Raw genomic sequence first — 23,911 nt, 5'->3', positions numbered from 1 at the left:
CTTACATTTCCTCATTTATTTCATCATAAAGACGGTTAAGTATTGGCAATAATTCATACTCGATAATATCAAGTACATATTCATCTTCACCCGTTTCTGCCCTTGCAAATGCCTTTTCTGAAAGCTGCTGCATATATGAAGGGTCAATTAAATCCTTTTGTAGGAAAGACGCTACCACAGAAAATTCTAAAATACCCTCCATTACTTGAGCAAAACCAGTGTTAACACTTGAAAAGTCTTCATTATCACGGATATTTTCTATATACGCTTCTACCTTCTTAATATAAAGCTGCAATTCTTGCTTTAAATCTCTAAGAAGGTTAGAAATGCTTACTGCCTTTAACTTTTGAACTCCATTCAGATGGGATAAAAATGTATTCAATTCTTCGTCACTCATTGGCTGTCCATCATTATTAACTAAAACAAGCCTGTTCTTGTGTAAGTACTTTTTTACTATAATACTACTATCACTCTGACTTGTATCTTCTACAATCAACTGATCATTGATGTAAATCATGTTATTCCCTCCATTTAAAAAAATAGATAGCCATCAATTGGCTATCTATTTTTGTTTTCAAATTACAAATTAACGAAGTAATTGAAGAACTCCTTGTGGCTGTTGATTAGCTTGTGCAAGCATTGCTTGAGCTGCTTGAGAAAGAATTGAATTCTTTGTCTGTGCCATCATTTCTTTTGCCATATCAACATCTCTAATACGAGATTCAGCAGCAGAAAGGTTTTCTGAAGAAGTACCTAAGTTATTAATTGTATGCTCTAAACGATTTTGTAATGCACCTAATTTAGAACGTTGAGTTGATACTGAACTAATAGCTGCATCGATAGCACTAATTGCTAAGTTTGCATTAGCATTACCATCAATCGTTAATGCGTCTACACCAAGATTATTTGCACCCATATTACTAATAGCAATCGTAATTGTTTGGCTTACATTGGCACCAATTTGGAAAATAGTATTAGAAATACCGCCACTTAGAAGTTTTTGTGTATTAAACTCAGTAGTAGTACTAATACGGTCGATTTCGTTAACAAGTGCATCAAACTCATCTTGAATTGCTGTACGATCTCCATCAGTATTAGTATCATTTGCACCTTGTACTGCTAACTCACGCATACGTTGAAGGATAGAATGTGTTTCATTTAAAGCACCTTCAGCTGTTTGAATTAAAGAAATCCCATCTTGAGCATTACGTGATGCTTGATCAAGACCACGGATTTGTCCGCGCATTTTTTCAGAGATCGCAAGACCTGCAGCATCGTCACCAGCACGGTTGATACGAAGGCCTGAAGCTAATTTCTCCATTGATTTAGCTTGTGCATTGTTTGCACCTGTTAATTGACGGTGTGTGTTCATTGCTGGAATATTGTGATTGATAATCATTTTTGTTTCCTCCTTGAGTTTTATATCCCACATCCATGTGGTCATTAAATTTGAGATTTGAGATTTGAATAGTGATTAAGTCGGCCGCCTTTTCCTCTATTCAACCTTACATTACTTATATCGACATGAAGTGACATTTATTTAGCTAAAATTAATTATTTTTTTCTTTGAAATATTTACTAATTACTGATAAGGATTTTTTTTCTGCCTTAATAGCAACTGTATTTTCTTCTTGAATCGAAAGATAGACTTCCTTTCTATGGATTTCAATGCTATTTGGTGCGTTAATTCCTAATTTTATCTGTTCCCCATCTATTGACAGCACAATAATTTCTATGTCATCCCCAATAATAATGGACTCCATTTGCTTTCTTGTTAATACTAGCATTTATTCCCCCTCCTGTTGCGTGCTCAGAGGTTCAATAAAAAGATGTCTAGTTATGTAAGTCGTATTGTTTAGAATTACTTGTTTCCCCTGCTTAATTTTCTGATTAATAATAATGGGCGCCTGCAAATTAGCTGTTGTTTGATGAAATGGATCATTTATCGTTAAAATAACAAATACAGCAAGATCCTTTTCTGCTTCCACTTTTAGAGTATCAACTGAATCCTGAGGTAGCTCAAATTCATATTGTGGGAAAAAACTAAAAGGATCTGTCATGATAAACGCAACCTCTTTTGTATGAATCGATTGCAAAACAACCAGAGCCGTTTCTTCAAGCGGAAAAAGGTAAAACTCCTTTTCTTCTAAAAAACCAGGAATACCCGCAGGAAATGATATGATTTGTTCTGCAACAATTTCCTGCTCGCCATGAAATTTCGTTTGTATAATCATTTTTTCACCACTTACTTATTTTTTTCGGGAAACAAATTGATAAAGTCGATTTCCAAACTATTTCTTTCCAATACTTCAACGGTTGTTTTACCAGGAGTATAATTATGGATCGGTTTTTGGACTTGTGTATTAATAATCGGCTTTTGTGGTTCTACATGAATATTAACCTTTGCAGGTTCATAGTCCAGTTTTACACTAAAATGAGAAGGGATCCAACCAATATTAAATTGCTTCATTGGCTTTTCTCCATTTTCCTTTCCTTGTGCAGCAAGCGGGTTTCCTTTGTTTTCAATTCTCATCAATTCATCCCCCTGCACCATCCTTCTTTGTATTCCCTTTAAAGAGTCGCTGTATCCGTTTTGGGCAAATTCTTGTATTCTTACCGCGATACTTTTTAAATCCATATCTGCACGTGCTTTTGTTTGATCTATTGTTAACATGCCAGGTATTGTTTTGATTTCTACTATGGCCTTTGGCTGTTCAATTGATTGAATCGCCTTAGGCTGTTCAATTTCCTGAACTGGTTGTTCGATATTTAGCCCAATCTTAATAAAGTTCGATTGTAGCCTAATTTGGGGTAACTGCATATTAAACACTCCCTATAAAAAAAGCTATCTATAAATAGATAGCCTTATCTTAAAAAGTCAACTAATGTTGGCTGAATGATTCGAGATCCTACACTTAATGATGCGCGGAGGACACTTTCTGCTGTAGTCATTTCTATGATTGCCTTTTCCATATCAAGATCCTCATTATTAGAAAGGATTCTTGTGGAGAAAACTTCCTGCTGACCAAGTCTTTCATCCATCATCTCTACCCGATTTTGTCTTGCACCAACTGTTGCACGTTCGCTTATAAACTTATCTATATGGTCATCAATATTTTTAAGTTCCCCACTAATATCGGCTTCTGTTCCTGTATTTATAGTATTAATCAGTTTATCAAGATACGAATCGATTGGTTGTCCAGTAGCTGTATCAATACCTCCAACTAATGGTCCAAATAGATCTTTTCCTACAGTATTGATTGGCAATTTAATGCCTGAGAATACTTCTAATTTAATTTCTCCATCACTATACCCATCAGAAGGTCTTTTATTCGTATCCACTCCGTTGAATATATATTGACCCCCAACTTCTGTATCCCCGATAGTTTCAATTTGTTCCTTCAACTGCTGAATTTCCTTTGTAACTGCTTCTCGCTGGTCTGCCTCAAGCGTACCATTACTTGCTTTAACAGTAAGTTCTCTAATCCTTTGTAATGCAGATATCGCATTATCTAATGCACTATCTGTACTATCTACCCATTTTTGTACTTCACCAATATTTCTTTGAAACTGTTGGATTCTTTCTAAATCAGTTCGATATCCAAGCCCCTGCATCGCAGCCACTGGATTATCTGAAGGCTTTGTGAATTTCTTCTGGGTATTCATTTGTTCTTGGAGTTTACCAAGTTTGTTATAGTTATTACTAAGGTTTCTTAACATGTTATTTGAAAGCATTGACTGAGTTACGCGCATTCTTTAGTATTCACTCCTTATCTTCCAACTACACCCATACCATTAATTATTTTATCGAGCATTTCATCAATGACGGTAATATTTCTTGCTGAAGCATTGTAAGCATGTTGAAATTTTATCATATTTGTCATCTCTTCGTCCATTGAAACAGCACTAACAGATTGCCTATTCACGTCAACAGCATCCGCTAGAATTGCGGAGTTTTCAGTACTTTTCGCTGCACTTTGTGATTCGACTCCAAGTTTTCCTATAATTCCGGAATAGAATGTATCTAGGTTTCCGGTTAAGGAATTATTCCCAAACGGATTGCCATATTTATCAAAACCTAAAGTTTTTAAGTCTGCTAATGCCTGAGCATTTTTATTATCACCTGAAGCACCACTCGCACCACCTGCTGCAATTAAACTTGGATCCTTTTTCAGCTTATCATTCACTATCACAGCTTGTGCAAAGTTTCCTTTCGCTGGGTCAAACTTACTAGGATCCCAAACAAAAAAGTCATCTGTAGATTGAGTAGTCGCTCCCAACGCATAACCTTGTTTGTGAATATGATTAAATTCATTCACAAAGGCTTCAGTCATCTTATTCATCTTATCAATCATATCCGGATAGGATCCTTTGATGTTTCCGGCTCCATCTTCATACCCATGGCTTTCAATTAATCCAGCAAGATCTCCTTTAAAGCTATTATCTGTGACAGGTTGTCCGTTCCCAAATTTCACTCCAGTAACCATACCTTTTGGATCATTAGGATTTTCATAAACTACTTCTACTTTATTTGTACCTAGTATTCCCGACTTGTTCACACTCACTAAGTTAATAGGCGGGTTATAAGATTTTCCATCCTCTTTTACTACTTCAATATTATATAGGCCTTCTGCAATATCTTTCGCATTTCCATACTTAGTTGGCTTCACATTTGTTACTTTAATATTAATTAGTTTAGAAAGGTTATCTACCAGTAAATCACGTCGATCGTATAGATCGTTCGGCAAATAACCGTTTGGTTCTACTTCAGAAATTTGTTGATTAACTTGAGCAATACTGTCAATAAGAGAATTTATCTCATTTTGTTTAACCTCAATTTGCTTTCCAATATCGTCTTGTACTCGAGTTAAAGAATTATAATAATAATTGAGTGTATCTGTAACCATTTGACCCGATGCAGCCACAACATCACGCGCTCCAGTATTTCCTGTATGGCTTGCAAGATCTTGCAACGACTTCCAGAACTTCTCCATTGCTGAGTGTAAGCCTGTATCTGAAGGCTCATTCATGATTTCTTCCATCTTCGTAAGAGACTCACTTAAAGTCCCGTAATAGCCAAACTTACTATACTCGTTTCTGTACTGTGCATCTAGAAACCCATCCCTTATTCTTTGAACAGAGCCAGCTTCTACACCAGTACCTATTTGCCCAGGCATGTAAGGACTATCTATACCTATCGGTGGGTATGGCAGAGTTGTCTGGAAGTTAATTCTTTGTCTTGAATATCCTGGAGTATTCGCATTAGATACATTATGCCCTGTTGTATACAGCGCGCTCTGTTGTGTAAACATGCCACGCCGAGCTGTTTCGAGTCCCATAAAAGTTGGTCTCATGATTATTCCTCCGTCCTCTTATGCTTTTGAGCTAAACATTCCTTGGGTATTTATATTGGAAGACTTTTTTATTTTTGTTGGTGGGCCATAGTTTATTTCTTCTGGCTGTGGTCGCAGTAAGCTCAAAGAAACATTGACGAATTGTAAGGAATTATGAATAAGCTGCTGATTTAAATTGTTCTGTTCCTTTAAACTAAGAACCAGTTGAACTAGTTCATTTGTAACTTCTTTTATTTTTTCCTGCTCAGTAGTTGTAAGATAATCCATACAATCAGAAACTGTAGGCTGATCAATATGTGGTGTGAGAATTCGCGATGCATTCTGGCATTCCTTTTTCATTCGATCAATAGCAGCAATATGTGTTTGCTCGTCGATTAATAATTGGTTTAGGGTATCCATGTCCCCGATTTTCATGATGTCCGTTTTTTTCACCGCAAGATCATAGAGACTTTCATGGAGCTTGCATAGCTTTTCCATAGATGTAATTAGCACTTCGGCAGACATGTGATTCCCTCCCCTCATTATTTTTTATAAAAGTTAAGGATGCTGTTAGCGATCTCGTTTGGATTGACTTTATAGTTGCCATTTTCGATTTGAATTTTCAGCTCATCTACTTTTGCTTGTCGACTAGCAGCATAATGGGAAACCTGCTGCATTTCCTTTGCTGTTGATGAGATTTCTATTTTATCTGTTGCATTTGCTGTCGTTTTAGCCGCTTTATCAAGCTTGTTCATTTGGCTTTTATATGGATTAATCCCTGATGTACCGAAATTATTGATTTTCATTCCCATCACTCCCTTTCATTCCGAGTGAAATTCTTTAATTATATTATCGGTAGAAGTGGACAATTTTTAACTATTATTTTTATATTCGCGTCTAAATACCTATTGAAATGGATTATGACTTCAATTTAACAATTAAAAAAAGCCTAGGGGACACAGTTCAGAAAGTGATCCATCATTAGAATCAACTAGCTGCATCTATGTCGCTTAGGCTTTTTAGTCCCTCTTCAACTTCCCATCCACCGCAAAATAAGTCCGCTGTTTCTCACGACGCTCAATTTCTACTCTCCGCTCTTCTTCCATGTGATGGATATCAAGCTCTTTTTTGAGAATTTCTGTGCAGCTGTCGCAGAGCTTGCCGGTGCGGATGATGTGGCCGCATTTGTCGCATGGGTAGCCGAGGTTTGGGAATTGGGTTAATTTTAGGCGGCCGCTTTTGATAAATTTTAGGATAAGCTCTTCGTCTACATTCGTTGCGTTGACAACTTGATCCATCGTCGCTGCGCGGTTTTCCCGTTTGCGGATGAATTGGTAGACGGTTTCGTATGCTTTTTCTTCTTCCTTCCAGCAATTTTGGCATATTTCACGGAATTTTGTTTTTAGAAAGATTTCATTGCAATTGGGGCAATTTGAAAGCTGATCCATTCTTGCTCCTCCTTGTTTCTAGAAAGATGGCTTTTTTTATCATTATAGCTTGACTGCTTCATTTAAGAAATGGAAGATTTTCGAAATTTTCTTAGCCTCTTGCAAGGGTAAGGGAGCAAACAGATTGTGCACCTGCTGATTTCAGTAGCTTGGCGGCATGCCTAAGGGTGGAGCCAGTTGTATAAATATCATCAATTAGAAGGACTTTCTCGTTCGAGAGACTGGCCTCTGTTTGAAAAACTTGTGGCAGATGAATCCGTTCTGCACGAGACTTTTTCGATTGTTTTTCTGAGTGGATGCGTGTGAGAAGATTGGTTGGCTTGTAGCCAGAGGCGATAATGAGTGCTTCTGATTGGTTGAAGCCTCTTTCATATAGGCGTTCTTCACTGAGGGGAATGGGAACAAGGGCATCAAATGGGATGGATTGAAGCCTTTGCTTGATGAAGGGGACAAATGCGAAAGCAATCGCATAATCCCCCCGGAATTTATAACGGGCCAGCACTTCTTTTGCGAACGTATTATACGTAAGTAGAGAGTAATTTCGATCAAGAACGCCTGCCCACTCCGCATCTGTCTCCCAACGAATGCAGTCTGCGCATTGATCATCTACTTTAAATTGCGGAGCGACATTCTCAAGTGAGCGATCACAGCTTCGGCAAGTTTCGCCTTTGATCTCTTCAAATTTAGAGGCGCATTCCCTACATATAGAGAATGGATCCTCTTTCAAAAACAATGCACGCCAGCCGATTTGCGGCATCATGTCTGTCATGCAAATTTGACAATGGCTCAATGATCAATCAGTCCTTTCATTCTCGCTTCCTCATTCATACGTGTAATTTGTTTGCGTGCTCGAATCATGGCGTTTGTTTTTCCATAGTGAAAAAAGATAATTTCACCGCTTGGCGCCTGTGCACTCCTGCCAACACGGCCTGCAATCTGAACAAGCGCACTTTCGGTAAAGATTCGATCCTCTGCACCAAGGACAGCGACATCAATATTCGGAAAAGTAACCCCTCTTTCTAAAATCGTGGTCGTTAAGAGTATCGGAATGTCCTTCTTTCGCATCGCCTGTACTTTTTCCTTGCGATTCGGATCTTCTGCATGGACAGCTTCTATTTTTGGGTGGAGCTTTCGGACAAGCGGAAGGATGTCGTTCATTCGCTCGATTTTGGGTACGAAGAGGAGACATTGTTTCCCATCAAGGAGACGCTTCTTTATCCATTGGAGAACATTCGCAGGGAGCCGCTCTTTTTTTAGCCCTTTTTCCCAATTCCCACACCAATGAAAGACAGGCACTGGCAGCGGGTGGCGATGGAATCTTGCGGGGATGGTGACATAGTCTCTTTTCCCTTGGCGGCAGTCGGCCTGCCATTTTTCATTCGGGGTAGCGGTGAGATAGATCATGGAAGAGGTTGGTTTACGGCTTTGGCGGACCGCATATTGCAGGGATTCATCGACTGAATATGGAAAGGCATCGACTTCATCGAGAATGACGGCATCAAATGCTTGATAGAAGCGGAGCAGCTGGTGAGTTGTGGCGATTGTTAATGGGGCATTGAGATGGCGATCTTCACTTCCGCCATAAAGGGAAGCCACTGGAATTGATGGGAACACTTTCTTCAGTCTTGGTGTGAGCTCGAGAACGACATCGGTTCTTGGGGTGGCAAGGCAGACTCTTTTTCCAGCGGTTAGGGCAGCATCTATGCCTTGAAAAAGAACTTCTGTTTTTCCTGCACCACAAACGGCCCAGCATAATAGCTCCTTGTTCTCTTTGATTGCCTGAACGACGCGCTCTGAGGCTAACTGCTGTCCAGTTGAAAGTGTGCCATCCCATGAGAGTTGGGGGGGATTTGTTTCATGCGCAATCAGCGGGCCAGTCCAGCTAAGTAATGGGGTACATGCGCTCACCCGCCCCATCATAAGGCATTTCCGGCAATATGTGCATTCCTCTTTGCATCGGGCACATGGGAATGCGGCAAAGTAATGGGGATCATGGTTGCCACAGCGTGTGCAGGTTGGTTTGTTTTTTGTGCTGATGATTCCTTTTCGGTATAGGAGGTAGCCATTTTCGTAGTGTGCTTGGAGCTCAGATAGTGGGAAGATTAGGTCTTCGATTAAAAGTTGTTTTCCGGATAGTTGTTGTTGGAGGTCTTTGTTGTAAGGGTAATCAGGGTTAAGTGGTTGAGCGGGAACTTGTTCAAACGTAGAAATTGGGGATGTTTGTTCAGGGGATGTGAGCAGTTTTTCTGGGATGAGTTTTGAATCAATGCATGCAAATCGCAAATAGATCACCTCATTTTTTAATAAACGCCATCCCATTAAGATGGAATGGCGAAAATGGTTTAATTATCTTTTTACCCAGCCGAGTCCCATGGAGCCTTCACCTAGGTGTGTACCAATAACCGGACCGAAATAGCTGATCATGAATTCAACATTCGGAAATTGTGCTTCAAGCTCTGCTTTCCATTCATATGCTTCCTCTTCTCGATTCGCATGAATGATGGCCGCACGATAAGGTTCGCCGTTTTTTACATCTTCCCCTAGCATTTCAACAATGCGCTTCATTGCTTTTTTTCGTGTACGGATTTTTTCAAACGGCACAATGACTTTGTTTTCAAAATGAAGAAGCGGTTTCACTTGCAGCAGGCTGCCAATTAATGCTTGGGCACTAGATAGCCGGCCTCCACGCTGAAGATGGGAAAGATCATCCGCCATGAAATAAGCGCGAATGGATGTCTTCATTTCCTTTAATTTCTCCATAATTTCTTGAGGGGATTTTCCAGCAGCGGACATTTCTGCGGCTTCAAGGACGTAAAAGCCTTGCACCATGCAGCTAATCTCGGAATCAAAGGAGTACACATCAATTCCTTCTACCATATTGCCAGCCGTCACTGATCCCTGGTATGTTCCGCTAATCCCACTTGATAAATGGATACTGATCACGGCATCATATTCATTGGCCAATTGTTCAAAAAGCGACACAAATTGCCCAACGGGTGGTTGGGATGTCGTTGGAAGCTCCTTAACCTTTACTTCTTCGTAAAATGCAGAAGCACTAATATCTATTTCTTCCCGGTATGTTTCATTTCCAAAAATTACACTGAGTGGAATCATGTATATATTTAACTTTTCTCGAAGTTCCTTTGGGATATAGGCTGTACTATCCGTGACTACTGCCGTTTTCATATTTTAGATACCATCCTTAGTCTGTTTTCTATTCTCCATTTTAAATGATAGTGAATGGAAATGCATTAAATTTGGGTGGAAAATAGAGGATTCTTTCGGAGCAGGAAAGGATTGATAAATAAACGGGGTTAATTCACCTGTTTTGCCAGACAAACTTCTATCCCTCTTCGCTCGATTTCATCTAGTAAATACTGAAGAAAGCATGGCTCAAGATTACAATTTACTGCTTTATAGTATGTTTCGACTAATAATTCATCCGGCAATTGAACCAAACCAGTCATATTCACACACTCCTTAACAATTACTTTATACCCATTTTGATGGAAAACCCATGATTTGTAAATAATAAATCGAAAACTTCACGATACTTTCACATTGAGAGGCGGGAAAGGACTTGGGCGGAGCGAATATCTCGGTGGGAGTGTCCTCTATCTGGATTATTGAAGACTCTTCGGGCGGATTTTTCGAGCGTTGGATCCTCTATCAAGCTTATTGAGGACTCTTTGAGAAGATTTTTCGGGCGTTGGGTCCTCTATTAGGCTTATTGAGGACTCTTTGAGCGGATTCTTCGGGCGTTCGATCCTCTATCGGGCTTATTGAAGACTCTTTGAGCAGATATTTCGGGCGTTGGGTCCTCTATTAGGCTTATTGAGGACTCTTTGAGCGGATTTTTCGGGCGTTCGGTCCTCTATCTCGCTTATTGAGGACTCTTTGAGCGGATTTTTCGGGCGTTCGGTCCTCTATCGGACTTATTGAAGACTCTTCGGGCGAATATTTTGATCGTTCGGTCCTCTATCGGGCTTATTGAAGACTCTTTGAGCGGATTTTTCGGGCGTTCGGTCCTCTATCGTGCTTATTGAAGACTCTTTGAGCAGATATTTCGGGCGTTGGGTCCTCAATTAGGCTTATTGAGGACTCTTTGAGTTGACTTTTCGGGCGTTCGGTCCTCTATCAGGCTTATTGAGGACTCTTTGAGCTGATTTTTCGGGCGTTGGGTCCTCTATCCCGCTTATTGAGGACTCTTTGAGCTGATTTTTCGGGCGTTCGGTCCTCTATCTCGCTTATTGAAGACTCTTTGAGCTGATTTTTCGGGCGTTCGGTCCTCTATCGTGCTTATTGAAGACTCTTTGAGCTGATTTTTCGGGCGTTGGGTCCTCAATTAGGCTTATTGAGGACTCTTTGAGTTGACTTTTCGGGCGTTCGGTCCTCTATCAGGCTTATTGACGACTCTTTGAGCAGATATTTCGGTCGTTGGGTCCTCTATCCCGCTTATTGAGGACTCTTTGAGCTGATTTTTCGGGCGTTGGGTCCTCTATCCCGCTTATTGAAGACTCTTTGGGCGAATATTTTGCTCGTTGGGTCCTCTATCCCGCTTATTGAAGACTCTTTGAGCGGATATTTCGATCGTTGAGTCCTCTATCGGGCTTATTAAAGACTCTTTGAACTGAAACTCCAACGGACGGTTTATTTTTTTTCGTATAAAATGCCAAAACAAAGAGCCATTGCATATGCAACAGCTCTCTTCTATCCTTATTTCACTTCAACCCAGCCATTTTTAATCGCTACGACAACGGCTTGGGTACGGTCGTTTACATTCATTTTTTGGAGAATGTTACTTACATGGTTTTTTACTGTTTTTTCACTGATAAAGATCGCTTCACCGATGCCACGATTGCTTTTTCCATCAGCTAGGAGCTGTAGGACTTCACATTCACGGCGAGTAAGTAAATGAAGTGGGCGGCGAATTTCCATTTGCGGTATGTAAGATTGGCCTTGGTTTGCTTCCTCTGCTGCAAGTCGGCGATATTCATTTACAAGATTATGCGTAACTTTCGGATGCAAATAAGAACCACCATCTGCGACAACTTTAACCGCTTCAACGAGTGCGTCAGCATCCATTTCCTTTAGGAGATATCCGCTTGCCCCTGTTTTTAGTGCATGTGAAACATAGTTCTCGTCATCATGGATGGATAGGATGATGACTTTTGATTCAGGGTATTTTTCAATTAGTTGGCGAGTTGCCTCTACCCCATTGATATTCGGCATGTTGATATCCATAATAATGACATCTGGATGGTATTGTTCAACAATCGAAACGGCTTCACTTCCGTCATCGCCTTCTGCAACAACCTCAAATGATTTTTCAAAATCCAATATTCGTTTGACACCTTCTCTGAATAATTGGTGGTCATCAATAATAACGATTTTTGTAGCCAATTTCTTTCCCTCCTGCGCTCTTTCCGTTAATGTAATCATCTTTTTATCTCTTTTCTATGATTATTTTTTATAAATTAATCGGTACCTGAATGAGCACGATTGTGCCTTTTCCGATTTTTGAATCGATGGATAACTCCCCTTCAAGCAGCTCGACCCGTTCCTTCATGCCAATTAAGCCGAAGGAGTCCTTATTTTTTTCTGAAGGATTGAAGCCTTTTCCATCATCTTTAATGACGACTGTTACCTTTGTACGATCAATTTCCAGCTTTACTTGTATTTCAGTTGCATTTGCATGCTTGATCGCATTTTGGACTGACTCTTGGACGAGGCGGAATAATGCCACTTCATAATTAGCAGGAAGTCTCTTCTCTGCCTTCATGTTCAAAAAGGGAATTTTTATCTTTTTATGATACTCTTCGGTTGTTTGCAAGTATTTTTTAAGGGTAGGAACTAAACCTAAATCATCTAGCGCCATTGGACGCAGGTCATAAATGATTCTCCGCACTTCATACAACGCATTACGGACCATTTTTTTCAGGTCGCGAATTTCCGTGAACGCATCCTTGCTGCCCTTCTCACGATAGACACGCTCAATTAAATCTGAACGCATCATCACATTGGCCATCATTTGGGCTGGGCCATCATGAATTTCTCGTGATAATCTTTTTCGTTCTTCCTCTTGGGCAGCAATAATTTTCAAACCAAATTCTTGCTTCATCTTGGCATCCTCGAGCATTTCTCCCACTTGCTTCAGGTCACTTGTTAAATAGTTCATGACAACTGTAATTTGCGAGATAAGATGCTCTGCCCGTTCAATTGTTTCTTGCAGACCAACGAGTCTTCGTTCAATGTCATCCCGACGATCGCGCAGCTGCTTTTCTAGCTGCTGGTTCATTGAATAATCCATTTGCAGCTGATGCGCTTTTTCGTAGGCTTCACGAACTTCCACTTCCGTATAATCCTTGAAGTGCATGCTCACCTCTGATAGCCGCTTCCGAGCAAATCTCGTTTGAACCTCTAATCGGTCCCCTTCAGCAATCGTCTTCGTCACCTGTTCTTTCATTTCCTTTAGCTGATCGCTCAAGGTCATATGATCTGTCCGGCATTGCTCGCCAATACGGAAGATTTCATCTTTACTAATGCCAACCGTATCGATCATTTTCTCCAGAATAAAATCAAGTGATTTAATATCTAATTTCTTTTTACTCATCAGAAATCCTCCAATGATTTTAGAAAAGCATGTGACACTTTCTTTAAACCATAGATAAATTTTCTTACCCTATACCCTAACTAGAGAAAAGTTAAACAGCTATTATTTTTCTTTTTCATTATTTTATCTTGAAATGTCCCGATATACTATCTCCAACCTGTGAAAACTACACTAAATCGAACGAAATCACGTAAAAAGACTTAGTATTGAATTTCAACCATAAGTCTTATATCCTATAATATGTCCAATATTTTTCATGGCTAGGCGAGAAAATCCAGTGCAAAATAACAAATGCGCAAGCGCCTTGGTCATCGCCGTACAAACTGGAAGGACTGCGACTGAGATAAAGGAAACACGGTGAGTGATAGCGAACCGATGTTGACTTATCGTAGGGGGCAGTACTGAAGTTTGATAGGCGATAGGCGCTCCTCCTATAAGAAAAACACTTATACTCGTGCGATGCATACGCTGCCGAAGTGTTCCTTGTGGAGCTGGACGTAAAACAAACTTTCACACTTTCATATATAACTTGCGATTGTATAATTTCATAAAGCATAATCGTTTTTGCACTACTAACATTTCTCTACAAATACTTACTTTTTAACTACATCAATAGTGTAATTATATCATGGGGACTTCTTTACAACATTAAAGTTTCATTACAATCAGCTTATAATTGAAGTTTCAGTACATGTCGAATTATAATGAAGAAAGGTGAAAATGATTGAAAGGAGCGGTTTATTGATGCTGCCCCGATACTTTACGGTGAAAAATTATGGCGATCATGAAATCAACATTCAAAAGTCACGTTTTATCGCATATATTGCAAGAGCAGAAACGGAGGAAGAAGCCCAAGCTTTCATCCAAAAAATAAAAAAACAAAATTGGGATGCGACTCATAATTGCTCAGCTTATATGATTGGTGAAAATGACCAAATTCAAAAAGCAAATGACGACGGTGAACCAAGTGGTACAGCAGGTGTCCCGATTCTAGAAGTATTAAAGAAAAAACAGCTGAAAGACACGGTCGTTGTCATCACCCGCTATTTCGGTGGCATTAAGCTTGGTGCAGGCGGCCTCATTCGCGCATATGGCAAAGCAACCTCTGAAGGAATTGACGCAACTGGGGTAGTCGAACGAAAATTAATGCGTGTCATGCATACAAAAGTCGACTACACTTGGCTTGGCAAACTCGAAAATGAATTACGCTCCTCCGTCTACGCTCTTAAAGAAATCCATTATTTAGATACAGTCGAAATCGAAACATACGTCATCGAAGAAGAAACGGGCCATTTTACGGAGTGGATGGTGGAGTTGACGAATGGGCAGGGAGAAATTACAGAAGGTGCTCTCGTTTATTTAGAAGAAGATGTGGAAAAATAAATATATTTACGATTACTAATAATTTCGGTAAAATTAACAATTGATTTATGAACGTAGAAATAAACCACCTGTCATATATGTGAAACATAAAGAATACACAAAAGTTAAAGTCACTAAAGTTTTTTTACTATTAAAACAAAAAGTGGGGATAAAATGTCTAATCTGAGGTCACAAAGGAGAAAAAGCAAAAAGAAGCGTTTTTGGCGAAGCTTTATCCTTTTAGTTCTACTCCTTTTAGTTGGTGGCGGATCGTATTTTGCATTTGATATTGCTTATCATGCAAAAAACGCTTCTGATAATATTTACCAAGAAATTGATCGCGAAAAAGTTGAAAACCATCGGACAGAAGAAGTTAAAATCACGAAGGAGCCTTTTAATATCCTATTATTAGGGATTGAGGAGCAAGGTGGCGGGCAACGGTCTGACGTGTTGCTGCTCGTAACCGTTAACCCTGTTACAGAAGAAATATCGATGTTAAGTATTCCTCGTGATACACGAATAATGGTACCAGCTGCAAATAGAAAAACAAAAATTACTGAGTCCTTTAGCTATGGCGGCGTTGAATCTACAATTGAAACAATTGATGAGCTGCTAGATGTGCCAATTGATTATTATATAACGACGAACTTTGAAGGATTTGAAGATATCGTCGATACACTTGGCGGAGTAGAAGTAGATGTTCCTTTTACATTTAAATCACAGCTAACAGGCAGTCTTAAATGGAAAACATTCACTGAAGGTCCAATGGAACTTAACGGAAATGAAGCGCTTGCGTATGTAAGAATGAGAAAAAAGGATCCTGAAGGGGATAAAGGGCGAAATGAACGACAAAGAGAAGTCATTAAAGCCATTATTGATAAAGGCGCATCCGTCAGTACTATTCCAAAAATTAATGATATTCTAGGTGATTTAGGAGAGAATGTGAAAACGAACATTCCCCCGTCTGAATTGATAAATTTCGTAAAACTTTACACAAAAATAAAGAATTCAGAAATTCAAAACCTTACTTTAGAAGGAAAAGATCAATACATTAATGGCGGTTCTTATTTTATTGCTGATGAAGACTCAATTGAAGAATTGAGCACGTTCTTAAATGACAGCTTAACAAATACGAAAAAAGTAAAAGTAACAAATAATAATTCTTCACAGAACTCAGAGGTAAATACGGATAACAAAGATTGGTAGATTAGAATAGTAAGAGCCAGGGTGTATGCTGCCCAGGCTTTTTTTTTCTTGTAAGAAAACCCCCTCAAATCCATATCCTAAATATTTTTCTAATAATATATGACTATATTTCGTATTTATAGTTGGAACATTTGACAAAGTTCGCTAGAATAGGATACGGATAATTAATTTTTGTCGACGGAGGGGAAAAAAACTTTGAAAAAACTAATTGCATCATCTGTTCTTGCTACCGCTGCTCTCTTTCCTGCCATCGTACAAGCAGAAAGCCTAGATACACCGGCAAGTACGTTGTTAGTAGAACAAACAAACAGCAGCCTTATTCAAACTGGTAAGAACGCTTTGATTTCTGAAAATAATGTAAACATCCGAAAAGGAGCAACTACTTCTTATCAAGTAGTTACAAAGCTTTCAAAAAATACAGTAGTCAAAGTGATTGATAGTTTCACAAATAGCTTAGGTGAACGTTGGTATCGAATTGAGCATGGTTCGATAAAAGGCTGGGTCATCCAAGATTATGTGGCACCATCCGACGACTATAAGCCCGCTCCGCCAAGCACAGAAGCCAAAACAGTCTATACTGCAAAGGCGCCAGTTAGAAAGGGCGCAACAGAGTCTTATGCCATCGTTTCATATGTTTATCAGAATCAAAAAGTAACAATTATTGATACATTCAAGAATGCTGCTGGTGAAACATGGTACCGAGCAGATTTAGGATCGGTAAAAGGCTGGATTCATGAGGATGCTTTTGATTCAACTGCAAATCCGCCAAGTCCACCTAGTTCTGAAACACCAAATCTTCCCGAAGTTGGCAGCTATGTCTTTAGTGGACAAAATGGATTAGATGTTAGAAAAGGAGCAACGACCTCCTATGCATCCGTCTATAAGCTTTCAAACAATCAAAAAATACAGGTGATTGATCACTTTACACATGCAGATGGTACAGCATGGCTTCGAGTAGAAGTTAATGCGTCAATAAAGGGCTGGGTTCCAGCCGATGCGATTAGTACGTCCGAGTCATTAAATCTTGATTTATATGTAACCGCAGACGTTGCTAATTTGAGAAGCGGTCCGTCTACAAGCACTTCAGTCATCGATCAAACAACAAAAGGCACACAATTAACAGCAATTAAATCTGAAAAGGGCACTGATGGAAACCTTTGGTACCAAGTACTGACAAGCTCCAATCAATTAGCATGGATCAGTGAAACCATTGTCTCCACAAAGGCTGCTGGTTATGCAGTTAATTCAAAGTATACGGTCACTACATCCAATACAAATCTTCGTTCAGGTGCAACTACATCATATAAAGTGGTCGAAGTGTTAAAGAAAAATACGGTCATTACGATTCTTGGTGAATTTAATAATACCCTTGGTCAGCAATGGATAAACATCATGAGCTCCTCAGGGAAAAAAGGATGGGTACTAAGCTCAGATATGGCTTCCTTCCAATTAGTTTCTAAGAAACTATTATCTCCGACAGTCACTACGTCAAATGGAGAGCAATTTTTAAATTGGCAAAAGGCTAGCAATTTTTCTGTATCTTACACAACATTATCCTCCAACCGTTTAAAACTAACAGGCGGAATAACAGATGTTGACTTACCAACTGGCACGATTCCAGGAGTCAAATCTGTTGAAACCTTTACATCTGGTGCTGAAAAATCAATTGTTATCACTTTCGAGCCTGGGTACTCCTTTACGATGAGAGATTATAATGACAAGTTATCGATTAAAATCGTTCCATTCGGTTTGAAAGGAAAAACGATTATTATTGATGCAGGTCATGGAGGAAAGGATCCTGGAGCAGTAGGACCAACTGGCATCAAAGAAAAAGATGTTGTTCTAGCAACTGCATTAGCTCTTAAAGAGGAAATTGAAAGATTCGGTGCAACGGTAGTTCTCACTCGCAGTACAGATGTTTTTCTTGAATTATCTGAGCGTACAGCCATTGCTAATAATTCTAATGGGGATGCATTTATTAGCGTTCATGCCGATTCCTTCTCTGCTTCATCAAATGGGTCAACGACTTATTATAATTCAACGGTGAACTTTAACGGCCCTCGAAGCAAGACATTAGGAAGTGCCATTCAAAAAAGCATGGTATCTTCTCTAAATACTTATAATCGTGGAGTGAAAGAACAAAACTTCTATGTGAACCGTATGAACCAATTGCCTAGTGTTCTAGTAGAACTTGCCTTTATTTCTAATCCAAATGAAGAAAAGCTATTAAATAATAGCGAGTTCCGCAAAAAGGCAGCAGTTGGAATCACAAATGGCTTAGAGGAATACTTTAACAGTTTCTAATTACTTGTAAACTATTTTCCAATATGAATATTTATGCTAATCTACTATAGTAAATAAATTGGGTAATGAATCGTTACCCAATTTTTTTTACATAATTGAGTGTCTTATAGTATTTGTTTTTTATATAAAAGGAGGAAAAAAAATGAATCGATCAAAAAAGATCATTGCGGCTAGTGTATTAACAGTTGGCCTCGGAGCGGGTGCAATTATTTCGACTCCTCAAGTAATGAAGGCATCTAGTAATGTTGTTCTAGCAAGTGTTGATTGGGTAACTTCACAGCTTAATCCGATGAAATCAAAAATGACCGAGCTAGAATCTAAGATTGCCTCACAACAGCAGGAGATTAATAATCTTAAAGCTCAAGTATCAAATCCAGGTACAACACCACCGCCAGTCGTTACTCCACCAGTAACGGGAGATCTGCCTTCAGCTGTTTATGCAAAAGGAACAGTAAATATTCATTCTGGTGCAACAAAGGACTATAAAGTAGTGGCGACTAAAGCAAGTGGTTCATCATTAAAAGTAATCGATTCTCATACTTCAGGTACTGGCATTTGGTATCGAGTAGAGCTTTCTTCTACATTAAAAGGCTGGGTATTTTCTGGGGATGTGTCTGTTGAGAAGCCAGCTAATGCAGAGAAAACTGTTACTACATTCGGCGATGTGAATTTGCGTAAAGGAGCAACAACAAGCTATGCTTCCCTTCAAGTAATTCCAAAAGGGACAAGCTTAAAATACATTTCATCCTTCACAAATGCTGCTGGCGAAGTTTGGCATAATGTCCAAACATCAGCTGGAATTAAAGGATGGGTAATTGGCACTCTTAGCGAGGTGAAATAAATTGAAAAAATTTATTTCGATAGTAGCTGCATTGTTCATGCTATTCGTCTATTTACCAACATACTCAAAAGCGGCAGAACTAGTAAACTATCCATCTAAAGTAAATGTCTCTGTTTATTTAAATACGAATGTGACGTTTACTTTAAATGGCTCTTATCAGCTTAGCAATAAAGATACAGGAAATGTGACGCAAATTCCACCAAGCACGACAATAAATGTGAAAAGGGATAGCGCGGGAATCACTGTAAGTTATACTGGTTTTACCGAAAGTTCAGCATCTGGCTTTGATGTTCAAGAGCAGGTGACAAGCAGCCAGTCATTAGCCAGAGTAAGCAATGGCGTAACGTACCGAGGCAGCTTCTTTCTAAAGCCAAATGGCAGCAAAGTTGAAGTAATCAACACGCTCGATATGGAAGACTATTTAAAGGGCGTTGTCCCTAGCGAAATGCCTGCCTCATGGCATAAAGAGGCTTTAAAAGCACAAGCCATTTCTGCAAGAAGCTATGCAGCGAATTTACTCATGTTAACGAATACAGCTGCAAGTCAAGTATACCGAGGATATTCAGGTGAAGATGCTCGAGCAAATGCAGCCATCAAAGAAACAGAAGGGCTATTAGTTAAATATAATGGCAAACCAATACAAACCTTCTTCTTTTCAACAAGTGGCGGCAGAACAGCAAATGTTGGGGACGTATGGAACTCTAGACAATCCGATTTTCCATATCTAGTTTCTGTTGACGATCCCTATGAAAATTCTCCATATAGCAGCTGGAGTGAAACATTTACTTCTGCACAAATCTTAAAATCATTCGGATTTGCTGAAACAGCTCAAATCCTTACTATTACTTTAGCTAAAACAGGGGCAAACGGCGAAGTTCGTGGGGTCACTCTAAAAACTTCCGCTGGAGAAAAAACAGTCACTGGAAACGAATCAGTCATTCGAAAACTATTCCCTCTTCCAGATGCAAATCTCTATAATCAATTATATACAAACTGGTTTGATATTCAGGTACAAGGTGCACCAACAGAGTTATCTGTTCAAACCGTGAACGGTACTGAAACAATTAGCGATCTGAAGGGACAAAAAGTGCAAACAGCCAATGGCGAAGTTTCCCTTTCAGATTCAAACGTATCGATTCAAACAGCTGGCGAGATCGTTTCCAATGAAGGTGGAACAGGCATTACTTCTGTCACCCTAAATGGAAAAGGCTGGGGCCACCGAATTGGCATGAGCCAATACGGAGCACGAGGATATGCAGAAAAGGGCTGGACTGCTGAACAAATCCTTACCCACTACTTCCAAGGAACAACGGTATCGAAATAAAAAGCTAAAAGGGGCATTCAAAAGTCACGGTATTGACTTTTGAATGCCCCTTTTATTCTATGAGACTTATCAGACAGTCCCTTTCTTTTTTTCCTTCACTTCAATATTATCAAGGATTTCATCCACGATGCTTTTCCATGAATATTGTTCGATTGCAAGCTTACGGCCATTTTCACTCATTAATTGATAGTCACTGTCTGTAATCTTCATTAAGTCAGAAATGGCATGTGCAATGCCTTCTGGATTTTCTGGAGGCGCAATTTTCCCGCAGTTATATTCTTCTAGAATGGCTGCACTCTCTCCATCTCCACAATACAGAACAGGCACACCCGAAGAAATCGCTGGGAAAATCTTCGAAGGCCTTGCTCCTTTGAACAGCTCGATATTTCTTAAGGACACGACACTAAAATCTGCGATTGAAAACATTCTCGGCATTTCCGAAACTGGAACGGAACCATAGAAGGTCACATTATCTAGGCCAAGCTCTTCTTTCATTTTCACAAGCTTCTCACGCTCTTGTCCATCTCCAACAAATAGAAAATGAGCATCAGGCTGCTTGTCCTTTAATAAAAGAGCCGCTTCCAATACGGAATCCAATCCTTGTGCATAGCCAAGTGCTCCCGCATACATAAAGACCTTTTTCCCTTGAATGCCTATCTCACTTAATAGATTTTCATCCTTAGCGAGCGGCTGAAATGTATCCGTATTTACGCCATTAGGAAGTAGAAAGACGTCCGATTCATTCTTCCCCTTACGGATCATATAATCCTTTATTCCCTCTGTTGCTGTTGCTATTTTCCATGATTTCTTATATAGAAATTTTTCAAGCCACTCTGCTAAGCGGATAAACGATTTATTTTTTAAAATACCTAATTCGACAGCTGACTCTGGCCAAATATCAGCCACGTTAAAAACAAATTTCGCCCGCTTCATTTTTGCCCCTAAATAACCTGTAATCCCTAGAAAAAGCGGCGGTGAATTACAAATAATTACATCGGTTGGCTTTGCTTTCATAAGCGAATAAAACGCACTAAAGGTAAAGGAAAAATAAGAAGCAAGACGCTTCCAGAAGCTTCCTTTAGGAGACGGGTATATCCACGAACGGTGAACAGGAATCCCATCCCAGTCCTCATACATATAGAATTTTCCTTTATATTCCTCAGGGATAATGCCATGAGGATGATGAGGAAATGCTGTCAATACTTCCACCTGATGTCCTCTGCTTAGTAGTTCTTTACTTACTTCATATACTCGAATTTGAGGGGCACCTGTTTCAGGGGGAAAATGCTGGCATAGATAGATCACTCTCATTTTCCCATCTCCATTACTTAACATGAATTTGTTTAATATAAGCTTCTAGCTTATCTTTTAAATCTGGACGCTTTAGTGCAAAATCGATGGATGCTTGTAAAAATCCAAATTTATCCCCAACATCATAGCGGTTGCCTTGAATGATGTACGAGTAAATCGATTCTTGTCCAAGCAAGCGGTCAATCGCATCTGTAAGCTGAATTTCACCCTTTTTGTCAGGCTGAACCTGTTCCAGCAAATCAAAAATGGCTGGGGATAAAATATATCGTCCAACGATTGCCTGAGTAGATGGCGCTTCTTCAATCGCAGGCTTTTCAACCAAGCTCTTCACCTTGAAAAGATCCCCGGTACTTTCAGAATAGTTCACAATCCCATACTTATTCACTTCTGAACGAGGCACCTCATTACAGCCGAGAATACTTGAATGTACTTCATTATATTGATCAATCATTTGCTTTAATGCAGGAACTTCACTATCGACAATATCATCCCCAAGCAATACAGCAAATGGTTCATTGCCAATAAATTTCTTCGCGCAAAGAACAGCATGGCCTAAGCCTAATGGCTCCTTCTGTCTTACATAGTGAATGTCAACGAGGTTAGAAATATTTTCAACTACTTCAAGCATCTCATGTTTGCCTGTTCGCTCAAGAAGCAGTTCTAGTTCAACTGATTTATCAAAATGGTCCTCAATCGCTCGTTTACTTCTTCCTGTAACAATAATGATATCTTCAATTCCCGACTCCACTGCTTCTTCAATAATATATTGAATCGTCGGTTTATCTACGATTGGAAGCATTTCCTTCGGCTGTGCCTTTGTTGCGGGCAAAAACCTTGTTCCTAAGCCTGCCGCAGGAATCACTGCTTTTTTAATCATGATCTCATCCCCTTTTTCAAGGTTTGTTCATATAGGTCTAGCATGCTATTCGCATTATCGACCCAATTATAATTTGCCTTTACATGGTCAATGCCAGCAAGACCCATTGCCTTGCTTTTTTCCTTATCTTCTACTAAAGAGAGGATCGCTTTTGCTAATTGTTCTGGGTTTTCCTTTGGCACGACATACCCTGTCTCACCTTCCAAAACAACTTCAGGCAGGCCGCCCACATTGGAAACAACAACAGGTACTCCACATGCCATTGATTCTACCGCAGCCACCCCAAAGCTTTCACTATCTTCTGTTGAAGGAACGCCGAACACATCCATTTTATTTATGTATTCAGGCACCTTGTCATTTGGTACTCTGCCTGTGAAAGTAGTCACATGATCAATTTTCAATTCCTTTGTTAATTGTTCATATTCGGCTCTTTGTGGTCCATCACCAACAATAAGCAATTGGGCATTTTTCTTGCTAGCGTAAATCGTAGCAAATGCTTTAATTAAATCCCCAATCCCGTATTTATCGGATAAAGCCTTTACCGTACCAATCGTAATTTGATCATCTGATTTGAGTCCAGGCAGCGGCTTGAATTTGTTCATATCAACCCCAAATGGAGTAACAAAAACCTTTTTATCTGTATACTTATTCGTTTCTTTAGCCATGATATGACTTGTAGAACAGACAACATCGGTCTTCGATAATGTGTAATCGACCATTTTCCGATTGAGGCTGCCTTGCTGAGGGAATTGGAAAATATCTCTCCCCCAAACCGAAACGTAATAAGGCTTATAATTTGCCATTGCACCAATCAACCCATAGCTTGAAACATAGTGGGCATGCAGAATGTCTGGCTTATATTGTTTCAAGATCTTCTTTAGGGCAAAAACACTTGAAATATACGAAAGCTTCCCTGGCAAAAGCTTAGGAAGGGTAATCGTATCTACCTCTTTCGCATTTTCCTCAGAATAATGATCGAAGAACGTAACGACCTTCACGTCAATTCCTTTATCTTTATAAAACAAGGCCCACTTATGCGTATGTATCGATCGGCTTGGAGCCAAAATTAAAACTTTCATATGTCCTCCTCAGAAAGTCTTTCGTTAAAATACGTATTTATGTGGACAAAAATATGCCTATTTTGTCCACTTGCAATGTTTCTAGCACTGTTTTTGTATTCCTAAATATTGTTGCGATTTAAGATTTAGTTAGTGAAGGTTGATTTCCGCTACAGGATGCTCGCTTTCCGCGGGGTGGGCGCTGAGCCTCCTCGGCGCACTTGCGCCTGCGGG

At 39.6% G+C, this 23,911-nt stretch carries 24 protein-coding genes; 5 read left to right on the top strand and 19 right to left on the bottom strand.

Features of this window, described 5'->3' with window-relative positions:
- Nucleotide 1 precedes the first annotated feature (1 nt).
- The 16 genes from J2Z40_RS12510 to J2Z40_RS12435 form a co-directional block, all read right to left on the bottom strand.
- A complete protein-coding gene (locus J2Z40_RS12510; protein ID WP_066397823.1) occupies nucleotides 2–517 on the bottom strand; it encodes a hypothetical protein in 516 nt (171 codons plus the stop codon).
- Between the two features lie 69 nt (nucleotides 518–586).
- Nucleotides 587–1,399 carry a flagellin N-terminal helical domain-containing protein gene (locus J2Z40_RS12505; protein WP_066397826.1) on the bottom strand — a complete coding sequence of 271 codons (813 nt, stop codon included), beginning with the start codon at nucleotides 1,397–1,399 and terminating at the stop codon, nucleotides 587–589.
- 151 nt (nucleotides 1,400–1,550) lie between these two features.
- Nucleotides 1,551–1,787 carry a carbon storage regulator CsrA gene (csrA, locus tag J2Z40_RS12500; protein WP_066397828.1) on the bottom strand — a complete coding sequence of 79 codons (237 nt, stop codon included), beginning with the start codon at nucleotides 1,785–1,787 and terminating at the stop codon, nucleotides 1,551–1,553.
- On the bottom strand, nucleotides 1,788–2,234 hold the full coding sequence (fliW, locus tag J2Z40_RS12495) for a flagellar assembly protein FliW (protein WP_066397830.1): 447 nt from the start codon (nucleotides 2,232–2,234) through the stop codon (nucleotides 1,788–1,790).
- An 11-nt stretch (nucleotides 2,235–2,245) separates the two neighbouring features.
- A complete protein-coding gene (locus tag J2Z40_RS12490) occupies nucleotides 2,246–2,821 on the bottom strand; it encodes a DUF6470 family protein (protein ID WP_066397837.1) in 576 nt (191 codons plus the stop codon).
- A gap of 44 nt (nucleotides 2,822–2,865) precedes the next feature.
- Nucleotides 2,866–3,753: a flagellar hook-associated protein FlgL gene (flgL, locus tag J2Z40_RS12485; protein WP_066397841.1), complete on the bottom strand. Its 888-nt coding sequence runs from the start codon at nucleotides 3,751–3,753 to the stop codon at nucleotides 2,866–2,868.
- 17 nt (nucleotides 3,754–3,770) lie between these two features.
- On the bottom strand, nucleotides 3,771–5,354 hold the full coding sequence (gene flgK / locus J2Z40_RS12480) for a flagellar hook-associated protein FlgK (RefSeq protein ID WP_066397843.1): 1,584 nt from the start codon (nucleotides 5,352–5,354) through the stop codon (nucleotides 3,771–3,773).
- Between the two features lie 18 nt (nucleotides 5,355–5,372).
- On the bottom strand, nucleotides 5,373–5,858 hold the full coding sequence (locus J2Z40_RS12475) for a flagellar protein FlgN (RefSeq protein WP_066397851.1): 486 nt from the start codon (nucleotides 5,856–5,858) through the stop codon (nucleotides 5,373–5,375).
- 17 nt (nucleotides 5,859–5,875) lie between these two features.
- On the bottom strand, nucleotides 5,876–6,139 hold the full coding sequence (flgM, locus tag J2Z40_RS12470; protein WP_066397853.1) for a flagellar biosynthesis anti-sigma factor FlgM: 264 nt from the start codon (nucleotides 6,137–6,139) through the stop codon (nucleotides 5,876–5,878).
- 213 nt (nucleotides 6,140–6,352) lie between these two features.
- Complete coding sequence (locus J2Z40_RS12465) at nucleotides 6,353–6,781, bottom strand: TIGR03826 family flagellar region protein (protein WP_066397855.1); 429 nt, start codon at nucleotides 6,779–6,781, stop codon at nucleotides 6,353–6,355.
- 91 nt (nucleotides 6,782–6,872) lie between these two features.
- Complete coding sequence (locus J2Z40_RS12460) at nucleotides 6,873–7,571, bottom strand: ComF family protein (protein ID WP_245350090.1); 699 nt, start codon at nucleotides 7,569–7,571, stop codon at nucleotides 6,873–6,875.
- Complete coding sequence (locus J2Z40_RS12455; RefSeq protein WP_245350089.1) at nucleotides 7,568–9,064, bottom strand: ATP-dependent helicase ComFA; 1,497 nt, start codon at nucleotides 9,062–9,064, stop codon at nucleotides 7,568–7,570. Before J2Z40_RS12455 ends, J2Z40_RS12460 begins: the two co-directional genes overlap by 4 nt.
- A 63-nt stretch (nucleotides 9,065–9,127) precedes the next feature.
- Nucleotides 9,128–9,967 (bottom strand): DegV family protein, encoded by an 840-nt coding sequence (locus J2Z40_RS12450; RefSeq protein ID WP_066397859.1) that lies wholly within the window; start codon nucleotides 9,965–9,967, stop codon nucleotides 9,128–9,130.
- 128 nt (nucleotides 9,968–10,095) lie between these two features.
- Nucleotides 10,096–10,248: a sporulation histidine kinase inhibitor Sda gene (gene sda / locus J2Z40_RS12445; protein WP_083953966.1), complete on the bottom strand. Its 153-nt coding sequence runs from the start codon at nucleotides 10,246–10,248 to the stop codon at nucleotides 10,096–10,098.
- Nucleotides 10,249–11,497: 1,249 nt separating this feature from the next.
- Entirely contained in the window at nucleotides 11,498–12,223 is a 726-nt protein-coding gene (locus J2Z40_RS12440) for a response regulator (RefSeq protein ID WP_157087852.1), read from the bottom strand.
- A gap of 28 nt (nucleotides 12,224–12,251) precedes the next feature.
- Complete coding sequence (locus J2Z40_RS12435) at nucleotides 12,252–13,394, bottom strand: sensor histidine kinase (RefSeq protein WP_066397861.1); 1,143 nt, start codon at nucleotides 13,392–13,394, stop codon at nucleotides 12,252–12,254.
- A gap of 744 nt (nucleotides 13,395–14,138) precedes the next feature.
- On the opposite strand from J2Z40_RS12435, the gene J2Z40_RS12430 reads away from it, so the two are divergent.
- The 5 genes from J2Z40_RS12430 (at nucleotide 14,139) to J2Z40_RS12410 (ending at nucleotide 20,431) form a co-directional block, all read left to right on the top strand.
- The gene (locus tag J2Z40_RS12430; RefSeq protein WP_066397863.1) at nucleotides 14,139–14,777 is read left to right on the top strand and encodes a YigZ family protein; all 639 of its coding nucleotides are present in this window, start codon (nucleotides 14,139–14,141) and stop codon (nucleotides 14,775–14,777) included.
- A 153-nt stretch (nucleotides 14,778–14,930) separates the two neighbouring features.
- The gene (locus J2Z40_RS12425) at nucleotides 14,931–15,962 is read left to right on the top strand and encodes an LCP family protein (RefSeq protein ID WP_066397865.1); all 1,032 of its coding nucleotides are present in this window, start codon (nucleotides 14,931–14,933) and stop codon (nucleotides 15,960–15,962) included.
- Between the two features lie 195 nt (nucleotides 15,963–16,157).
- Entirely contained in the window at nucleotides 16,158–18,266 is a 2,109-nt protein-coding gene (locus tag J2Z40_RS12420; protein WP_066397867.1) for an N-acetylmuramoyl-L-alanine amidase, read from the top strand.
- A gap of 142 nt (nucleotides 18,267–18,408) precedes the next feature.
- The gene (locus J2Z40_RS12415) at nucleotides 18,409–19,107 is read left to right on the top strand and encodes an SH3 domain-containing protein (protein ID WP_066397868.1); all 699 of its coding nucleotides are present in this window, start codon (nucleotides 18,409–18,411) and stop codon (nucleotides 19,105–19,107) included.
- Nucleotide 19,108: 1 nt separating this feature from the next.
- Nucleotides 19,109–20,431 carry a SpoIID/LytB domain-containing protein gene (locus J2Z40_RS12410; RefSeq protein ID WP_066397869.1) on the top strand — a complete coding sequence of 441 codons (1,323 nt, stop codon included), beginning with the start codon at nucleotides 19,109–19,111 and terminating at the stop codon, nucleotides 20,429–20,431.
- 69 nt (nucleotides 20,432–20,500) lie between these two features.
- On the opposite strand, the gene J2Z40_RS12405 is transcribed toward J2Z40_RS12410, so the two are convergent.
- From J2Z40_RS12405 to J2Z40_RS12395, 3 genes are read right to left on the bottom strand one after another with little or no spacing between them, the layout of a single operon-like run.
- The gene (locus tag J2Z40_RS12405; RefSeq protein WP_066397871.1) at nucleotides 20,501–21,742 is read right to left on the bottom strand and encodes a glycosyltransferase family 4 protein; all 1,242 of its coding nucleotides are present in this window, start codon (nucleotides 21,740–21,742) and stop codon (nucleotides 20,501–20,503) included.
- Between the two features lie 13 nt (nucleotides 21,743–21,755).
- On the bottom strand, nucleotides 21,756–22,619 hold the full coding sequence (gene galU / locus J2Z40_RS12400) for a UTP--glucose-1-phosphate uridylyltransferase GalU (RefSeq protein ID WP_066397873.1): 864 nt from the start codon (nucleotides 22,617–22,619) through the stop codon (nucleotides 21,756–21,758).
- Nucleotides 22,616–23,698: a glycosyltransferase gene (locus J2Z40_RS12395; protein WP_066397874.1), complete on the bottom strand. Its 1,083-nt coding sequence runs from the start codon at nucleotides 23,696–23,698 to the stop codon at nucleotides 22,616–22,618. The genes galU and J2Z40_RS12395 overlap by 4 nt, the downstream gene beginning before the upstream one ends.
- Nucleotides 23,699–23,911: the final 213 nt, after the last annotated feature.

Origin of the sequence: Cytobacillus eiseniae, assembly GCF_017874625.1 — a bacterium.
Lineage (GTDB): Bacteria > Bacillota > Bacilli > Bacillales > Cytobacillaceae > Cytobacillus > Cytobacillus eiseniae.
This window is presented reverse-complemented; position numbering and strand designations above follow the sequence as displayed.